General features: G+C 70.2%; 12 protein-coding genes. 3 read left to right on the forward strand and 9 right to left on the reverse strand.

Annotated features, from left to right (window positions below; all coding sequences use genetic code 11):
* Window positions 1–49: 49 nt before the first annotated feature.
* From B0W88_RS03465 to B0W88_RS03480, 4 genes are all read right to left on the reverse strand, one after another.
* The gene (locus tag B0W88_RS03465) at window positions 50–2,320 is read right to left on the reverse strand and encodes a TonB-dependent receptor (RefSeq protein ID WP_083748547.1); all 2,271 of its coding nucleotides are present in this window, start codon (window positions 2,318–2,320) and stop codon (window positions 50–52) included.
* A 91-nt stretch (window positions 2,321–2,411) separates the two neighbouring features.
* On the reverse strand, window positions 2,412–3,650 hold the full coding sequence (locus tag B0W88_RS03470; RefSeq protein WP_077033257.1) for an aminotransferase class V-fold PLP-dependent enzyme: 1,239 nt from the start codon (window positions 3,648–3,650) through the stop codon (window positions 2,412–2,414).
* Between the two features lie 19 nt (window positions 3,651–3,669).
* Entirely contained in the window at window positions 3,670–5,373 is a 1,704-nt protein-coding gene (locus B0W88_RS03475) for a hypothetical protein (RefSeq protein WP_077033258.1), read from the reverse strand.
* 55 nt (window positions 5,374–5,428) lie between these two features.
* On the reverse strand, window positions 5,429–6,625 hold the full coding sequence (locus B0W88_RS03480) for a mandelate racemase/muconate lactonizing enzyme family protein (RefSeq protein WP_077033272.1): 1,197 nt from the start codon (window positions 6,623–6,625) through the stop codon (window positions 5,429–5,431).
* A gap of 85 nt (window positions 6,626–6,710) precedes the next feature.
* Here B0W88_RS03480 and B0W88_RS32825 point away from each other — a divergent pair, with 85 nt between their 5' ends.
* From B0W88_RS32825 to B0W88_RS03495, 3 genes are read left to right on the forward strand one after another with little or no spacing between them, the layout of a single operon-like run.
* Window positions 6,711–7,217: a MarR family winged helix-turn-helix transcriptional regulator gene (locus B0W88_RS32825; RefSeq protein ID WP_077033259.1), complete on the forward strand. Its 507-nt coding sequence runs from the start codon at window positions 6,711–6,713 to the stop codon at window positions 7,215–7,217.
* Entirely contained in the window at window positions 7,214–8,674 is a 1,461-nt protein-coding gene (locus tag B0W88_RS03490; protein ID WP_198937763.1) for a S10 family peptidase, read from the forward strand. Before B0W88_RS32825 ends, B0W88_RS03490 begins: the two co-directional genes overlap by 4 nt.
* Window positions 8,671–9,933 carry an MFS transporter gene (locus tag B0W88_RS03495; protein WP_077033260.1) on the forward strand — a complete coding sequence of 421 codons (1,263 nt, stop codon included), beginning with the start codon at window positions 8,671–8,673 and terminating at the stop codon, window positions 9,931–9,933. Before B0W88_RS03490 ends, B0W88_RS03495 begins: the two co-directional genes overlap by 4 nt.
* Here B0W88_RS03495 and B0W88_RS03500 read toward each other — a convergent pair.
* Genes B0W88_RS03500 through B0W88_RS03520 form a run of 5 tightly spaced genes read right to left on the reverse strand, consistent with a single transcriptional unit; the run spans window position 9,902 to window position 15,372 of the window.
* Window positions 9,902–10,333 carry a DUF6691 family protein gene (locus B0W88_RS03500; RefSeq protein ID WP_077033261.1) on the reverse strand — a complete coding sequence of 144 codons (432 nt, stop codon included), beginning with the start codon at window positions 10,331–10,333 and terminating at the stop codon, window positions 9,902–9,904. The two genes, B0W88_RS03495 and B0W88_RS03500, sit on opposite strands and share 32 nt — an antisense overlap.
* The gene (locus B0W88_RS03505) at window positions 10,330–10,749 is read right to left on the reverse strand and encodes a YeeE/YedE family protein (protein WP_077033262.1); all 420 of its coding nucleotides are present in this window, start codon (window positions 10,747–10,749) and stop codon (window positions 10,330–10,332) included. The genes B0W88_RS03500 and B0W88_RS03505 overlap by 4 nt, the downstream gene beginning before the upstream one ends.
* Before the next feature lie 31 nt (window positions 10,750–10,780).
* Complete coding sequence (locus B0W88_RS35160) at window positions 10,781–12,319, reverse strand: methyl-accepting chemotaxis protein (protein ID WP_077033263.1); 1,539 nt, start codon at window positions 12,317–12,319, stop codon at window positions 10,781–10,783.
* A 9-nt stretch (window positions 12,320–12,328) separates the two neighbouring features.
* The gene (locus tag B0W88_RS03515; RefSeq protein ID WP_077033264.1) at window positions 12,329–14,242 is read right to left on the reverse strand and encodes a PD40 domain-containing protein; all 1,914 of its coding nucleotides are present in this window, start codon (window positions 14,240–14,242) and stop codon (window positions 12,329–12,331) included.
* Complete coding sequence (locus B0W88_RS03520) at window positions 14,239–15,372, reverse strand: lactonase family protein (protein WP_083748549.1); 1,134 nt, start codon at window positions 15,370–15,372, stop codon at window positions 14,239–14,241. Before B0W88_RS03520 ends, B0W88_RS03515 begins: the two co-directional genes overlap by 4 nt.
* Window positions 15,373–15,422 lie beyond the last annotated feature (50 nt).

Below are 15,422 nucleotides of genomic sequence, written 5' to 3' on the forward strand. Positions count from 1 at the left end.
GGGTTCGATTCAACAGTTTGTGGCGGCGCTCAACTATGACCGAACTCGCTTACAGATTCCAGGCCAGCGTGAAGCCGACCGTGCGCGGCTGGATCAGCGCGGCGCCCAGCGTGGCCGCTGTGCCGCTGCTGACCGAGGCGGCGCGCCGGCTCGCGTTGGTGTAGCCCTTCACGTCGGTGAGGTTGCGGGCGTACAGCGTCAGCGTCCAGTTGCTGCCCGTGACGCCGGCGTTGAGCCCGTAGGTCTCGTAGCTGGGCAGGCTGATGCGCGGCAGCGTGCTCGACTGCTCGAACTCCATCAGCCGCCCGCCCACGTAGTTGAAGTTCAGGCCGGCGAAGCCCTCGTAGCTGCCGCCGAAGGAGAAGTAGCGCGTGCCCGACAGCGCCAGCGTGTTCTTCGCGGAATAGGGCAGCGCGTCGCCGCTGCGGCCGTAGGCGGTGGAGCCCTGGATGAAGCCGGGGATGTCCTGGGTCAGCTTGGCGTCGTTGTAGGCATAGGCCAGCGTCACGCGCCAGTCGCTGCTGGGCAGCCAGGTGCCGCTGAGTTCCAGGCCGTCGCTGCGCGCCTTGCTGCCGTTGATCGTGTAGCTGGAGCCGAAGGTCAGGTCTTTCTGGATCAGCTGGATGTCGGACCAGTCGATGCGGAACAGCGCCGCGTCGATGCTGAGGCCCCAGTCCTGCAGCGTGGTCTTGGCGCCCAGCTCGTAGCTGTTGAGCTTGTCGGACTTGTAGGTGAGCGGCCAGGTGGCGCCCGGGATCGCGCCGTTGCTGCCGCCGGGGCGGAAGCCGGAGGCCGCGCGGAAGTAGGTCATCAGGTTCTTCGACACCTTGTAGCGCGGCGAGAACAGGTAGGTCGTGACCTTGTCGGTATTGCTGTCGTCGGAGGTGATCGGGTCGGCGAGGATGCCGCCGGCATCGCTGTGCGAGCTGTTGCGGCCTTCGGCGCGGCGCAGGCCGACCTGCACGTCGAACTGCGGCGTGAACTTGTAGCTGGCGTCGCCGAAGACGGCCTTGGAGGTGTAGGTGCCGCGCGTGTCGTTGGCCAGCAGCCCCGGCTCGGTGACGACCTTGTAGACCTTCTTCTCGGCCAGGTAGAAGTTCTGCACCGTGTGCGACTTCTCCTGGCTGTAGTAGCCACCCAGCAGCCACTGCAGGTTGGAGCCGTCGCCGTCCTTGGACGAGAGGCGCACTTCCTGCGTCGTGGTCGTGCTGTCGAAGCGGTTGTCGATCACCGCGCCGGGGCTCTGCAGGCCCAGGCCCAGCGCCATGTTGATGCCGAAGGCGGCCGAGCCGATGGCGGTGTAGGACACGTCCTGGTGGGCGTGCTGCACGTGGTCGTTGTAGCCGGTGATCGAGTCCAGCTGCGCGAAGCCGAGGTCCACGCCCAGCTTCAGCGTCGTGATGCCGCTGCGGCCGTGGAAGTCGTCGTTGCCGACGGCGCGGGTGTGGGTGTAGTCGGTGCCGATCGGCTGCAACGCGTAGTTGACGTCCTGGGAATTGCTGGACACCGCCTTGGTGTCCTGGAGGATCGAGGACAGCTTCAGCGTGACGCGGTCGCTGATCTTCCAGATCGCGGCGATGCGGCCGCCCTCGACGATGGCGTCGCCATCCTCGGACGGATCGTTGACGTTCTTGATATAGCCCGGGTCCCGGCGCTTGAAGCCGCTGATGCGCACCGCGACGTTCTCGCCCAGCGGTTGGTTCAGCGCGAAGCGCGCGGTGTAGCCCTGGCCGCCGTGGTCGGTGTCCGAGGCACCGATCTCGACGCGGCGCGTGGCGCGCTTCGTGTCCGCATCGGTCAGCACATACTTGACCAGGCCGCCCATGCTGCTGGCGCCGTAGAGCGTGCCCTGCGGCCCGCGCAGCACCTCGATCTGGCGCAGGTCGGACGGGTCCAGGTCGGGCACGACGCCGGAATTGGTGGCCGAGCCGTAGGCCACGTCGTCGACGACGAAGCCGGCGGTCGGGCGCGTGGTGATGCCGGTGGTGGTGCCGATGCCGCGCATCATGATGCCGCCGCTCATCGCGCTCTGCACGAAGGTCAGGCCCGGCACCTGCGTGTAGAAGTCGGCCAGCTTGACCATGCCCTGGCTGCTCAGCTTCTCGGGGTCGACCACCTCGACCGACATGGGCACTTCCTTGATGCTCTCGGAGCGCTTCTGCGCAGTCACCACCACCGTGTCGAGCTGGGCCGCCTCGTCGGCCGCGACGGCGGCTTGCGGCAGCAGCAGGCCGGTCAGCGCGCCGCAGGCCAGCAGCCGGGCGGCCTGGCCGATCGGCGACAGTCGCGGCAAGTTCAGGTTCGGGAGAGAGGTTTTCATCGGAGACCTTTCAGAACGTTTTGTTTATAACTCAACCATTTGTTGAATTGTAGGCGTGGCGCTGTTGAAGCGGTACTGGGGTTGCCCCGGATCAGGCGCGCGGCAAGGCGGCCAGCAGGCGCTCGATATCGTCCATGCCGTTGAAGACGGACACCGACACGCGGAAACGGTTGGCGCTCAGCGTGATGCGCACGCCCGCCTCCTTCAGCGGGCCGGCCAGGCGCTTGCGCGCGTCCTTCAGCGTGCAGGCCACCATCGGCGTGCGCGCGTCCTGCGGCGTCAGCAGCTCGTGGCCCCGCCGCGGCAGTTCGTCCTTGAGGCGCGTGGTCAGCGCCTGCGCATGGGCCTGGATCGCAGGCACGGTGAGCCGCTGGATGTAGTCCAGCGAATGGTTCAACAGGGCCAGGCCGGTGTGCGAATAGGTGCCGATGCCGAACAGGCCCTGCGCGTCGTCGCGGCGGGCGTAGTCGACCACCTGTTCACCGGGCGGGTCAGCCGGTGGGTCATACGGCAGGTAGTGCGGCGTGAAGGCCGAGAGGCCGTAGTAGCCGAGCTGCGGCGGCCGCAGCAGCGCCTGCCGGTCGCGGCGCACGTAGAGGAAGCCCAGGCCGAAGTCGCCCTGCAGCCACTTGTAGCCGGAGCAGGCGGCGAAGTCGACGCCGGTGGCGCGCACGTCCACCGGCACGCAGCCGGCCGCGTGGACGATGTCCGCGTAGACCAGCGCGCCTTTGGCATGGGCGATCTCGCAGACGCGCTTGAGGTCATGCTCGAAGCCGTTGATCGTGGACACCTGCGACAGCGCCACCAGCCGCGTGCCCTTGCGCACGGCGCGCTCGATGTCGTCGAGCAGGATGCGGCCGTCCTTGGTGGCCTTGATCCACGTCACCTCGACGCCGTTGCGGGCCAGTTCGCCATAGGTGGGCAGCGAGCCGAAGAAGTGCAGCGTGTCGGTCACCACATGGGCGCCGCGCGCGGGCAGGCCCAGCGCCTGCAGGATCAGGTTCTCGCCGGCCGTGGTGCTCTGCACGTAGGCGATCTCGGCGGGGTCGGCGTTGATGAGTCGCGCGAACTTGGCGCGCACCTCGTCGTCGTCGAAGCCGGACTCCGGCGCGCGGCCCTTCGCCACCGTGCGGTAGGACATGTACTGGTCCAGCGCGGCCCTGGCGCCGCGGCTGACCGGATGCATCGTGCCCGAGTCGAGATAGCAGAGATCGGCCGGGAAGAAGAAGGCCTCGCGGTCCGGGAAGCCCGCCGACGCGGCGCCGGCTGCCGATGCCGCCGGCACCGAGGCCGCGGCCCCGGCCAGGCGAAGAACGTCTCTGCGATTCACGTCGGCTCCTTCGTCTTCTTCAGATGCGGCAGGCCGACCCGGCCACCGCGGGCACGCGCTCGATGCGCGCGCTGTCCACCGCGGCGGCGCGCGGCGGGTAGACCACCTTCAGCTGCTTCTCGCCGCGCTGCAGCGTCAGGCTCATGTCCAGGCCTTCGTCGCGCGCCGCGGCCAGCTTGGTCATGGCGACGATCCTGTCGCCGTCCTCCACGCCCGCCTTGGCCGCCGCGGAGTCCTTGCGCAGCTTGCTCACCACGCCGAGACTCATCTCATCGAAACCCAGCTCGAACGGTTGCTCCTTCACCTCGGACACCTTGAAGCACGGGCCCATGACGTCGGATTTGAGCGTCATGCGTTGACCGGCGATCATCGCGTCGAAGTCCTTCGTGCCTGCCTCGCCCAGCACACCGCCGACCATCTCGCGCCACTGCACCAGGCCCACCACCTCGCCAGCCTTCTGGCGGCGCTGCACCTCCAGCACCAGGTCGTCCAGCCGCTTGGCGCCGCCGGTCTTCGCACGGATCATCGCGTCCAGCCGCAGGAAGTAGACCAGGCCGCGACCGTAGGGCACGCGCTGGGCGCGCGGGTCTTTCCAGAAGATCTTGCCGGCCTCCTGGTTGGACAGCGTCAGGAAGGGGTTGGTGTAGTAGCCCTTGACCATCTCGCCGACCACCTTCTGGAACTTCTCCAGGCTGATCGCGCCGGAGCGCAGCGCCAGCACCGCGGAGTAATACTCGGCCGTGCCCTCGCTGTACCAGGCGGTCAGCGCGTGGTCCTCGTCGGCATTGAACTTGGGCCAGTTGTGCGCCATCTCGTGGGCCAGCAGCATCTGCACGTCGCCGCCGCTGGCGGTCTCGCCGCCGGGGCCGTAGCCGAACATGAAGGACTTGGCCAGCGCGGTGCCGCCACCGGCCGGATACGGATTGCCGCGTACGAACACGCGGTACGGCGCGCTCGCGTCATCGAAGAAGCGTGACATGAAGCCGTAGAGCTTCTGCGTGTCCTGCGCCAGCGCCGCGGTGTCGAAGGGCGGCTTGGCCAGCCAGTACAGCGCGAAGTTGGTGTCGCGCGCGGGCGGGTAGCTGTTCACCGGGCCGGCGGCATAGAAACTGAAGCTCAGCACCTCGGCCGGCACCACCGCATGCTGCTCGCCCTCGCCCAGGCTCCAGACGCCGCGCCAGCCGGTCGGCGCGCCGCTGAGGTCCCACTTGAGCGAGACGGCATAGGGCGTCTTCGTGTCCGGCAGCGCATAGAAGTAGTTGCCCGAGCCGACGATGCCGCCGGCCTCGGCGCGCAGGTCGAACAGCGGGCCGTTGCGCGTCGACGCATCGACGGCGCGCGGCGCGGTGCCGTAGTGCACGCGCACGTCGCCGTGCGTCGCGCGGGCGGCGGTCCAGCGGCGGTAGGTGCCGGTGGGCGTCGGTGCCTCGTCGACGACCTTCAGCGGCAGTTCGCCCTGCGCATCGCTGGCGCGGATGCTGGCCGCGCCGTAGCCGGCCATCGGCGTGCCGACCAGCACCACCGGCGCCTTCAACAAAGTGTTGCCGGCTTCCACCTGCGGCGCCTCGATGCGCAGATCCACCTCGAGCCGTACCACCTTGCCGTCCTCGGCCAGCGGTTTCAGCACCACGTCCAGCGCCGGAGGCTGCGCCGCCGATACGGAGATCGCCCACGACAGGCCGCATGCCGTCGCCGCGCCCAGAAGCCAACTCTTGCCTTGCATCGTCTTTTCAACCTTCACAACGGTACGTTGATGATTCAACCAACTGTTGAATATGTTAGGCCAAGGCGGCCTCGGCCGTACTGGGGTTCACCCGCAGCGCGGCTTCGTCGGGGGCAATGCCCCAGCCCGGACCGGCGGGCACCAGCAGTTGCCCATCGACCACTTCCAGTTGCTGGCGGAACAGGCGGCGCACCGGCTCCGGCACGTCCACGTCCAGCTCCATCAGATGGAAGTTCGGCGTGACGGCAGCGAGCTGCGCCGCCATCGCGGTGGCCAGCGGGCTGCTGAAGACATGGGTGTTGATGCTGACGTCGAAGGCGCCGGCCAGCGCCGCCAGCCGCACCGACTCGCCCATGCCCGCCCACATCACGTCCACGATGGCGAAGTCGACCGCCTGCGCGGCCAGATAGGGCAGCGCGCCGCGCCGCTGCAGCATCGTCTCCAGCGAGGCGATCGGCGTGCAGCTCGACTGCCGGACCATCGCCAGCGCCGCGGGATCGGGCAGGTCCGTCTCCAGCCACATCAGCCGCTCCGGCTCCAGCGCCTGCGCGATGCGCCGCACGCCGGCGGGCCTGAAATTGCAGTTGAGGTCCAGCGCCAAGCCGAAGCCCGGGCCCACGGCGGCGCGCAACGCCACCATCTGCCGCTCGATCGCCTCGAGCAGCGCGTCGTCGAGGTTCAGCCCCGGCCCGCCGGCGCCGCGGCCGAAGCCGGGCATGTAGAGACGCGGCGGCGCATCGCCGTCATTGAACAGCATCACATTGGTCTTCAGCGCCCGGAAGCCGCGCGAGGCCGCCTGGCCGGCCAGCGCGGCCAGGTCGTCGAGGCTGCGCAGCGGCGGCACGCCCAGCGCCGCGGCACCCTGCACCCTGTACATGCCGAAGTGCGACCAGTAGCAGGCCAGCCGATCGCGCACGGCGCCGCCGAACAACTCGGCAACCGGCACGCCATACGCGCGTGCCTTCAGGTCCAGGCAGGCGTTCTCGATCGCGGCGGCGGCCTGGGCATTGAGCCCGCCGGCGGCGCTGCGCGTCTGCGCCTCCAGACGCTGGGCGAGGCGCGCGGTGTCGCGCGGATCGCTGCCCACGAGGCCCTCCGCCAGCCGCGCGATGACCGCGCCGACGCCCGCGCCGCCGAGGATCTCGCTGTACTCCGACCAGCCGGCCTGCCCGCACGCGGCGGTGATCTTCAGGAAGCCCAGCGGCTTGAGCCCGCCATCCACATGGAACTGTTCGACGCTTGCAATCTTCATGCGCCGCATGCTGCGCCACAACCGTTGCAATGTCAACGGTAAATACCGTTGCATGATCATCGGTTCATGTGATCTACTGGACCGCATGAAGACCACGAACCCCGACACCTCGCTGCCCGACAGCTGGCGCGAGCCGACGCCCGACGGCGCCACGCTCGCCATGGGCGATTTCCCCAGCGTGCTGCTGGTCGGCACCGGCACGCTGATCCAGCGCCACGTGACCAAGCCGGTGCTGGAGACGCTGCACTTGAGCGTGCCCGAATGGCGGCTGCTGGCCTTCCTGCACGAGAACGGCCGCAGCGTCGCCGGCGAGATCGCCAGCCGCACCTGGATGGACAAGGCGCAGATCAGCCGCGTGCTGGAGGCGCTGGTCGAGCGCGGCCTGGTGAGCCGCGAGGCCGATCCGCAGCACCGCCAGCGCCAGCTGGTGGCGCTGACCGCCAAGGGCCGGCGCCTGCACGCCCAGGCCTTCGAGGCCACGCGCAAGCTGCAGTCCGAACTGCTGCTGGCGCTGTCGGCGTCCGAACGCAAGGGCCTGTTCGGCGCGCTGACGAAGCTGCGGGCGCTGGCCGAAGCGGCGGGTGCCCCATGAGCTTGCGACGCTTCATCCTCGTCCTGTGCCTCGCCGCAGGCTCAGCTGCCGCGGCCGATCCCGCAACGCTGAGCCGCACGATGCATGAAGGCCGCTTCGGCGGCGTGCACGTGCGCTACGCGGCGCTGGTCGAACGCACGCCCGTGGCGCTGCCCGACGGCGGGCCTTCCGGCCAGGTCGTCTCCACCTCGTACATCGCCGAAGGTGCCGCCGATCCCGCCTCCCGCCCGGTGATCTTCCTGTTCAACGGCGGGCCCATCGTGCCCTCGGTCTACCTGCACATGCTGGCCTTCGGGCCGAAGCGCATCGCCGTGCCCGACGACCTGCGCGCCGACCCGGCGAACTTCCCGCTGGTGGACAACACCGACACCGTGCTGGACCGCGCCGACCTGGTCTTCTTCGACCCGATCGGCACCGGCTACAGCCGCGCCACGGCGCCGTCCCGTGCGCAGGACTTCTTCTCGGTGGATGCCGACGCGAAGGAACTCACCGAGTTCATCGCCCGCTGGTCCGCCGCCCACGGGCGCAGCGCCTCGCCCAAGTTCCTGTTCGGCGAGAGCTACGGCACCGTGCGCGCCGCCGCCACCGCGCGGCGCCTGGCGCTGACCGCCCCGCAGATCCGCTTCGACGGCGTGTTCCTGCTGGGCCAGGGACTCAATATCGTGGAGACCGTGCAGCGGCCGGCCAACATCATGAGCTACGTGGTCTCGCTGCCGACGCTGGCCGCGCTCGGCTGGTACCACGGCAAGGTGAAGCACGAGGAAGGCCGGCGCTTCGAGAATTTCCTCGACGAGGTGCGCCGCTTCGCCCGCGACGAGTACCTGCCGGCGCTGTTCCTGGGCGCCGCGCTGCCGCCCGCCGAGCAGGCGCGGCTGGCGCGCCGGCTCGAAGCGCTGACCGGCCTCCCCGCGGCCCGCTTCGAAGCCGCCGACCTGCGCGTCTCCAAGATGCGCTACCGCGCCGAACTGCTGGCCGACCAGGGCCTGGTGCTGGGCATGTACGACGGCCGCTACACCGCCCCGGCAAGCAAGACGCCGGGCCCGCTGCCGGACGGCTCGGAACTGCTGTTCCAGGCCGCCCACCGCGCCTTCGACGGCTACGCCAGGCAAGACCTGGCCCTCACGCTTGACGCCCCCTACGTCACCGACTCCGCCGTCAAGTCCTTCAGCGACTGGCAGTGGGGCGGCAGCGCGCCCTTCGACGACTGGCCCTTCATGGCCTGGATGCGCGAGGCGATGCAGCGCAACCCGCGAATGCGGCTGGTGATCGGCAACGGCTATGCGGACACGCTGACCACCGTCGGCGCGGCCGAGCAGGCGATCGCCCAGTCCGGCTGGCCGGCCGACCGGCTCAGCGTCCACTACTACGAGGGCGGCCACATGTCCTACTCGATCGAGCGCAGCCACCGGCAGCTGATGCAGGACGTGCGCGCGATGCTGGACGCCGCGGCGCCATGAAGCCGCGGCTGACCGAAGCGCCCGCCTGGTGCGCGGCGCTGATCTTCGGCGCGATGACGCTGAACTACCTGGACCGCTCGATCCTCTCGGTGCTGATCGTGCCGATGAAGGCGGAGCTGAAGCTCAGCGACACCGACATCGGCTGGCTGCTGGGCTTCGGCTTCGCGCTGGTCTATGCGGCGCTGGGCATCCCGCTGGCGCGGCTGGCGGACCGCATCGGCCGGCCGCGCGTCGTCGGCGCCGGCATGCTCGTGTGGAGTGCGGCCACGGTGGCCTGCGGCCTGGCCGCCGCCTTCGCGCCGCTGTTGCTGGCGCGGGTCGGCGTGGGCATCGGCGAGGCCGCGGGCACCGCGCCCGCGGTGGCCCTGGTGGGCGACCGCTATCCGAAGGCCCGGCGGCCCTTCATCCTGGGCATCGTCAACGCAGGCAGTTCGCTGGGCACCTCGCTGGGCCTGGCGCTGGGCGGCTACATCGCCCACCTGTACGGCTGGCGCGTGGCCTTCTTCGCGGCCGGCGCGCCGGGCCTGCTGCTCGGGCTGGTGATCATGGCGACGCTGCGCGAGCGCCGTGCCGATGCTTCGGCGGCTGCGATGCCTTCGGTGCTGGCCTCCGCGGCCTTCGTGCTGAAGCAGCGGGCCATCCTGCTGACGCTGGCCGGCAGCGCCTTCATCGGCATGATCCTGATGGCCCTGATCGCCTGGTCGCCCAGCTACTTTGCGCGGGTCCAGCGGCTCGACCTTTCCACCATCGGCTACACACTGGGCCTGGTCAAGGGCGTGGCCGGCGTCGGCGGCGCGGTGGCGGGAGGCTGGCTGGCCGCGCGGCTGGCGCGCCGCGACGAGCGCTGGCAGGCAGGGCTGCCGGCCGCCGCGGCGCTGCTGCTGTGCCCGGCCTTCGCGGTGTTCCTGACGGCGCACGAGCCGGCGCCGGCCTTCGCCGCGCTGGGCCTGGCGATGGGCCTGTTGTCCGCGACGCTGGGGCCGATCTACGCCATCTACCAGTGCACCGCGCCGGCCGCGCTGCGCTCGCAGGTCTGCGCGCTGCATGTGCTGGTCGCCAGCCTGGGCCTGGGCGCCGGCCCGCTGCTGGTGGGCACGCTGAACGACTCGGTCTTCGCGGCGCGCGGCGCGCTGGCGCTGCAGGCTTCGCTGTGGGTACTGGTGCCCGCGGCGGCCGCCGCCGCGGCCTGCTTCGCCGCGGCAGCGCAGGTCCTGCGCAAGGACAGCCTCAATGCTGAGCGGCAGGAGGCCTCGGCCTGAACAGCACTTCGTGCAGGCCCATGCCGGCCAGCATGGCCAGCACGAACACCAGGCCCTGGGGCACGCCGATGCCCAGCGCCACCAGCGCGGGCCCCGGGCAGAAGCCGGCGATGCCCCAGCCGATGCCGAACAGCAGGCTGCCGACGACCAGCGGGCGGTCGATCGCCCTGCCGGCCGGCAACTGCATCTTGTCGCCCAGCCACGCCCGCTGCCGGCGCCGCGCCAGCGCGAACGACGGCAGGCCCACGGCGATCGCCCCCGCCATCACGAGGGCCAGCGAGGGATCCCAGGCGCCGGCCAGGTCCAGGAAGCCCAGCACCTTGGCCGGGTTGCTCATGCCACTGAGCAGCAGGCCGAGGCCGAACAGCAGGCCGATCGCGAAGGAGGCTGCCGCTCTCACCGCAGCACCCCGACGGTGAGGAAGCCCGCGCCCATGAAGGCCAGAGTCGCGAGCAGGGAACGCGGGGACAGCCGTGACAGGCCGCAGACGCCATGCCCGCTGGTGCATCCGGAGCCGTAGCGCGTGCCGAAGCCGACCAGCAGGCCGGCGGCGATCAGGGCCAGCGGCGAGGCCTCGACCTGCGGCCGGGGCACGGCGGCGAACAGGCGCCAGGCCAGCGGTGCCGCGATCAGCCCCGCCACGAAGGCCAGGCGCCAGCCGATGTCACCGCGCGCCGGCCGCAGCAGGCCGCCGACGATGCCGCTGATGCCGGCGATGCGGCCCAGCAGCAGCGCGAAGGCCGCGGCGGCGAGACCGATCAGCAGGCCGCCGGCCAATGAGGTCCAGGGGGTGAAGTGGGTCCAGTCCAGGGTCATGGTGGTGGGTCGTCCGTGCTCGATGGCCGGATCATCCCACCAGCTTGAAGACGGCCACCGCCTGCACCAGCTGCACCGCCTGCTGCTTCAGGCTCTCGGCCGCCGCCGCGCTCTGCTCGACCAGCGCCGCGTTCTGCTGCGTGGCGTCGTCGATGCGCGAGACCGCGCCGGCCACTTCGCCCACGCCGCTGCTCTGCGCGGCGCTGGCGCTGCTGATCTCCGAGACGATGTGCTCGACGCGGCCGATCGCATCGACGATCTCGTCCATCGTGCCGCCGGCGCGCGCCACCAGGCCGCTGCCGCGCTCGATCTGCTGCACGCTGGCGGTGATCAGCGCGCTGATCTCGCGGGCCGCGGCGGCGCTGCGCTGCGCGAGCGCCCTCACCTCGCCGGCGACGACCGCGAAGCCGCGGCCCTGCTCGCCGGCCCGCGCGGCCTCCACCGCCGCATTGAGCGCGAGGATGTTGGTCTGGAAGGCGATGCCGTCGACCACCGCGATGATGTCGGCGATCTTCTTCGAGCCGGCGTCGATGCCGCGCATCGTCTGCACCACCTCGCCGACCACCGCGCCGCCCGCGGCGGCCACCTGCGACGCCTGCTGCGCCAGCTCGCGCGCCTGCCGTGCGGATTCGGCGTTATGCCGGACGGTGGCGCCCAGTTCGTCCATCGTCGCCGCGGTCTGCTGCAGCGCGCCGGCCTGCATCTCGGTGCGCTGGCTGAGATCCTGGTTGCCCTGGGCGATCTCGGCACTGGCGTGGGCGACGCTGGCGGAGTTGCCTCGCACCTGGGCGACCAGGCCGGCGAGCGAGGCGCGCATCTCGTCCAGCGCGAGCAGCAGCGGGGAGAACTCGTCCTGGCGTGAATCTTCGTCTCGCGCATCCTGCGTCAGGTCGCCATCGCGCACCCGCTCGGCCACGCGGCGCGATTGCGCCACCCGCTGCCGCAAGGCCCGCGCCACCCACCAGGAGCAGGCGGCCAGCCCGGCGATCGACGCGCACACCAGCACGGCCAGCACGACCAGCGTGCGGCGCGCCTGCGCGGCCAGCTCGGTCAGGTCCTCGCGCAGACCGCCCTGCTGGGCCGCCACCGTGTCGCGCAACGCGTTCAGCAGCTCGGTCCGCGCCGGCACCGTCTTGTCGACCAGGTAGGTAAAAGCCTCGTCGCGCCGGCCCTCTCGGATCAGCCGGATGTCGTCCTCGGCCACCGCGAAGAAGGTGTCCAGCAGCGCCGGCACCGAGGCATAACGCTGACGTTCAGCGTCAGACGCCAGGCCCGCGCCGAAGTCCGCCATCATCTGCCGCACCTGGCCACGCTTCTCCTCGATGCCGGCCAGCGAGCGGTCCAGCTCCTTGGCCGTGCGCGCCAGCATCGAATGCCTCAGCAGCAGCAGCACCTTGGTCACTTCCAGCTCGGTGGAGGAGATGCGCTGCAGCTGCGGCACGCGCAGCGCCTCGGTGCGCTGCGCCAGCGCGCCCACCTGGCCCAGGCTGTGCCAGGCGAACAGCGCCACGCCGGCGAGCGCGAGCGAGAGCAGCCCGCAGGCGAGCTGCAGTCTTCTTGCGATGCCCATCGTCGTTACTCAGCGACCGCTCGGCACGTACTGAGGAGTCGAGTCTTCCCAGAGGCTGTCGGTGATCTGCCGCTGGCCGCTGCCGTCGGCGTTCATCACCCAGAGCTGGCCGTAGGGCTGGAAGGTCATGTCGTAGTGCGGCGCCTCGTCGCGGTAGCCGTTGCGCGCGCTGTTGAACAGGATCTGCCTGCCGTCGGGCGTCCAGACCGCGTGGCCGTCGCTGGCCGGGTGCGTGGTCAGGCGCTTGAGGTCCGTGCCATCCGGCTTGATCGTCCAGATGTCGAAGTTGGACCAGATGCTGTTTGGGATCTTCTCCCCGCGGGTGAACATGATGCGGCTGCCGTCGGGCGACCAGATCGGCAGGTTGTCGTAGCCGTGGGTCAGCTCGCGGATCTTGCGCGTCTCCAGGTCGAGGATGCGAAGGCCCATCTTGCTGTAGTCCGTGCCTTCGCCGAACCAGGAGCGGAACACGACCTGTTTCCCATCGGCCGAGAAGCTCGGGAAGCCGGCGTTGAAGACCGAGTCGTCGGTCAGCGCCTCGGCGCCGGTGCCGTCGCGGCGCACGCGCATCAGCTTCGCGCCGCCCTTGCCGCGCTCGGTGAACCAGCTGCCGAGGCCGAAGACGATCCATTCGCCATCGGGCGACCAGACCGGGAAGAAGGCGCCGGCCAGGCCGCGCTTGACCAGGCCCATGTCCAGGCCGCCCTGCTTCGTGACGTCGAAAACGCGCCTGCGCTCGGAGCCGTCGGGCCGCATGATGTCCACCGAGGAGTCGTCGCCCTTGGCGGTCAGCACCATCATGCCGTCGGTGCGGGCGAAGGCGGGCCACACGTCGGTGTAGCGGTACTCGCGATCGGCGTCCCAGCTGAACAGCGGCTGGTTCTGCTTCCAGCCGCGCCAGGTGAACTTCTCGTAGATCACCTGCTTGCCGTCCGGCGACCAGCTCGGCGTGCGCAGGCCGGGGATCTTCACTACCGCCTTGCCTGCCGCTGTCGAATACAGGCCCTCGCCGGCGCCGCCCTTGCGGCGGTAGGCGATCTCCTCGGCGCCGACGTACTGCGGGCTGATCTTGAAGCCGGGGCCGCTGGTGTGCTCGACGCGCTCGCCCGTGGCGACATCCACCGAGACGATCTGCGAGGTGATCTGCGGCAACAGGTCCGGGCGAAGCACCCAGTAGGTGTACTCGGACAGCGTCTCGTAGAACACGATGCGCTTGCCGTCCTGCGACCACTTGGGCGAGCCCTGGCAGTAGTCCTTGCGCGTGCTCACCCGGCGGAAGCCCGTGCCGTCCGCTCGGATGACGTAGATGGACAGCTCCTGCGTGTGTTCCCAGCCGGCGCCGTTGTGGTGGCCTTTCCATTCCGTGTTGCGGTCGGAGGAGAAGGCGAGCCACTGGCCGTCGGGCGACCAGGACGGGCGGAAGAAGCCGTCGGGCAGCATCGGGTCGCCCTGGACCCCGGCCACGCCGGTGAGGTTCTTCAGCGCGCCGCTCTTCAGGTCCTTGACCCAGATATTGGTGCGCAGGCCGTCGCGGGTGCTGACGAAGGCGAGCTTGCCGCCGTCCGGCGAGAGGACGCCGGCGTCATCGACGTTCGGCGAATCGACGAGGCGTTCGGCCTGCGTGCCGTCCACGCGGGCGCGGTAGATGTTGGCGTTGCCCAGACCGTCGCGCTCGGAGGTGAAGACGATCCACTGGCCGTCGGCCGAGAAGGAGGCGTTGAGGTCCAGCGTGCCGCTGTCGATCAGCTTGCGCTCGTTCGTGCCGTCTGCATTGGCGATGTAGATCTGCGAGGCCGAGGGGCCGATGCGGTTGAGCAGCAGCGGGCCCTGCTTGGCGGCGGCATTTGCTGCCTTGACGGTGGGCGCGAGGGCCAGTGCCGCGGCGGCGCCGAGAAAGGATCTGCGATCGAGGGTCATCTTCATTGCTCTTGCTTCATCGTCACAAAGGTCACGCTGACCGGGCCGGGCGTCTCGACGGACTGGCCGGTGTCGCCGAGGCGGCCCGAGGCCGGGTCGATGGCGAACAGGTTCACGCGGTTGCTGCGGAAGTTCGCCAGCAGCAGCCAGCGGCCCTCGGGCGAGATGTCGAAGGCCCAGGGGCCGTCGCCGCCGGCGGGCAGGCGCTGCAGCAGGCTCAGCTCGCCGGTACCTTGATTCACCGCATAGACCAGCAGCGTGGCCTCGCCGCGATCGGCGATATAGACGAAGCGCCCATCGCGGCTGACGGCGATCTCGGCGGCGCTGCGGGCGCCCTTGAAGCCCTCGCTGGAGATCGCCAGCGTCTGCACGGGAGACAGCGTCGGCGCATCCCAGCGCAGCACCATCACCTCGGCGCTCAGCTCGTTGAGTACGTAGACGAAGCGGCCCGAGGCGCCGAACACCGCGCGGCGCGGCCCGCTGCCGGGCGGCGTGGCGAAGGCCGTGTCACCGCTTGCGCTCAGCGCATGCGTGGCTCGGTCGAAGCCGTAGACGAAGACGCGATCGGCGCCCATGTCGGCCACCAGCGCGTAGCGGCCGCTCGGGTCGATGCTGATGCCGTGGGCGTGCGGGCCGGCCTGGCGGCGGTGCGGGCCGGAGCCGGTGGCCTTGATCGTCGAGGCTGGCGTCGCGCCCAGGCTGCCGTCGGGTTTGATCGTTAGCGAGGCCGCGGAGCCGCTGGTGAAATTGGCGGCCAGCAGCGTGGACGAGGGCTTGTCCAGCGCCAGGAAGGTGGTGCCGCCGCCGCCCGCGTTCGCCGTGTTGATCGGGCTCAGCGCGCCGGTCCTGCGATCGAGCGCGAAGGCCGCGACGCTGCCGTCCTTGCCGCTGCCATCCTCGGCCACGTAGACCCGCGCCAGCGTCGGATGCGCCACCAGCCAGCGCGACTTGGGCACATCCGCCACCGGCAGCGAAGCGCTCAGTTGGCCGCTGCAGCCGTCGAAATCGAGCTTGCGCAATTGCGGGCCGTCGCTGCCGATGAACGCGAACGCCTTGCCGCAGGCCACAGGCACGTCCTCGCGCGTCGCGCAGGCACCCAACGACAGCAGCAAGGCCGCCATCCAGAACATCCTCATCCGCTTGTCTCCGGTGTTATGTCTTCTTCTTTTCTTGCACCGAAGAATAG

Source organism: Pelomonas sp. KK5, from assembly GCF_001984095.1.
Classification (GTDB): Bacteria; Pseudomonadota; Gammaproteobacteria; order Burkholderiales; family Burkholderiaceae_C; genus KK5.

Coding starts and splice junctions, on each gene's coding strand:
- B0W88_RS03490 (WP_198937763.1), top strand. CDS start 7,214: ATGAGCTTGCGACGCTTCATCCTCGTCCTGTGCCTCGCCGCAGGCTCA.
- B0W88_RS03475 (WP_077033258.1), bottom strand. CDS start 5,373: ATGCAAGGCAAGAGTTGGCTTCTGGGCGCGGCGACGGCATGCGGCCTG.
- B0W88_RS03515 (WP_077033264.1), bottom strand. CDS start 14,242: ATGAAGATGACCCTCGATCGCAGATCCTTTCTCGGCGCCGCCGCGGCA.
- B0W88_RS32825 (WP_077033259.1), top strand. CDS start 6,711: ATGAAGACCACGAACCCCGACACCTCGCTGCCCGACAGCTGGCGCGAG.
- B0W88_RS03480 (WP_077033272.1), bottom strand. CDS start 6,625: ATGAAGATTGCAAGCGTCGAACAGTTCCATGTGGATGGCGGGCTCAAG.
- B0W88_RS03495 (WP_077033260.1), top strand. CDS start 8,671: ATGAAGCCGCGGCTGACCGAAGCGCCCGCCTGGTGCGCGGCGCTGATC.
- B0W88_RS03520 (WP_083748549.1), bottom strand. CDS start 15,372: ATGAGGATGTTCTGGATGGCGGCCTTGCTGCTGTCGTTGGGTGCCTGC.
- B0W88_RS03505 (WP_077033262.1), bottom strand. CDS start 10,749: ATGACCCTGGACTGGACCCACTTCACCCCCTGGACCTCATTGGCCGGC.
- B0W88_RS35160 (WP_077033263.1), bottom strand. CDS start 12,319: ATGGGCATCGCAAGAAGACTGCAGCTCGCCTGCGGGCTGCTCTCGCTC.
- B0W88_RS03465 (WP_083748547.1), bottom strand. CDS start 2,320: ATGAAAACCTCTCTCCCGAACCTGAACTTGCCGCGACTGTCGCCGATC.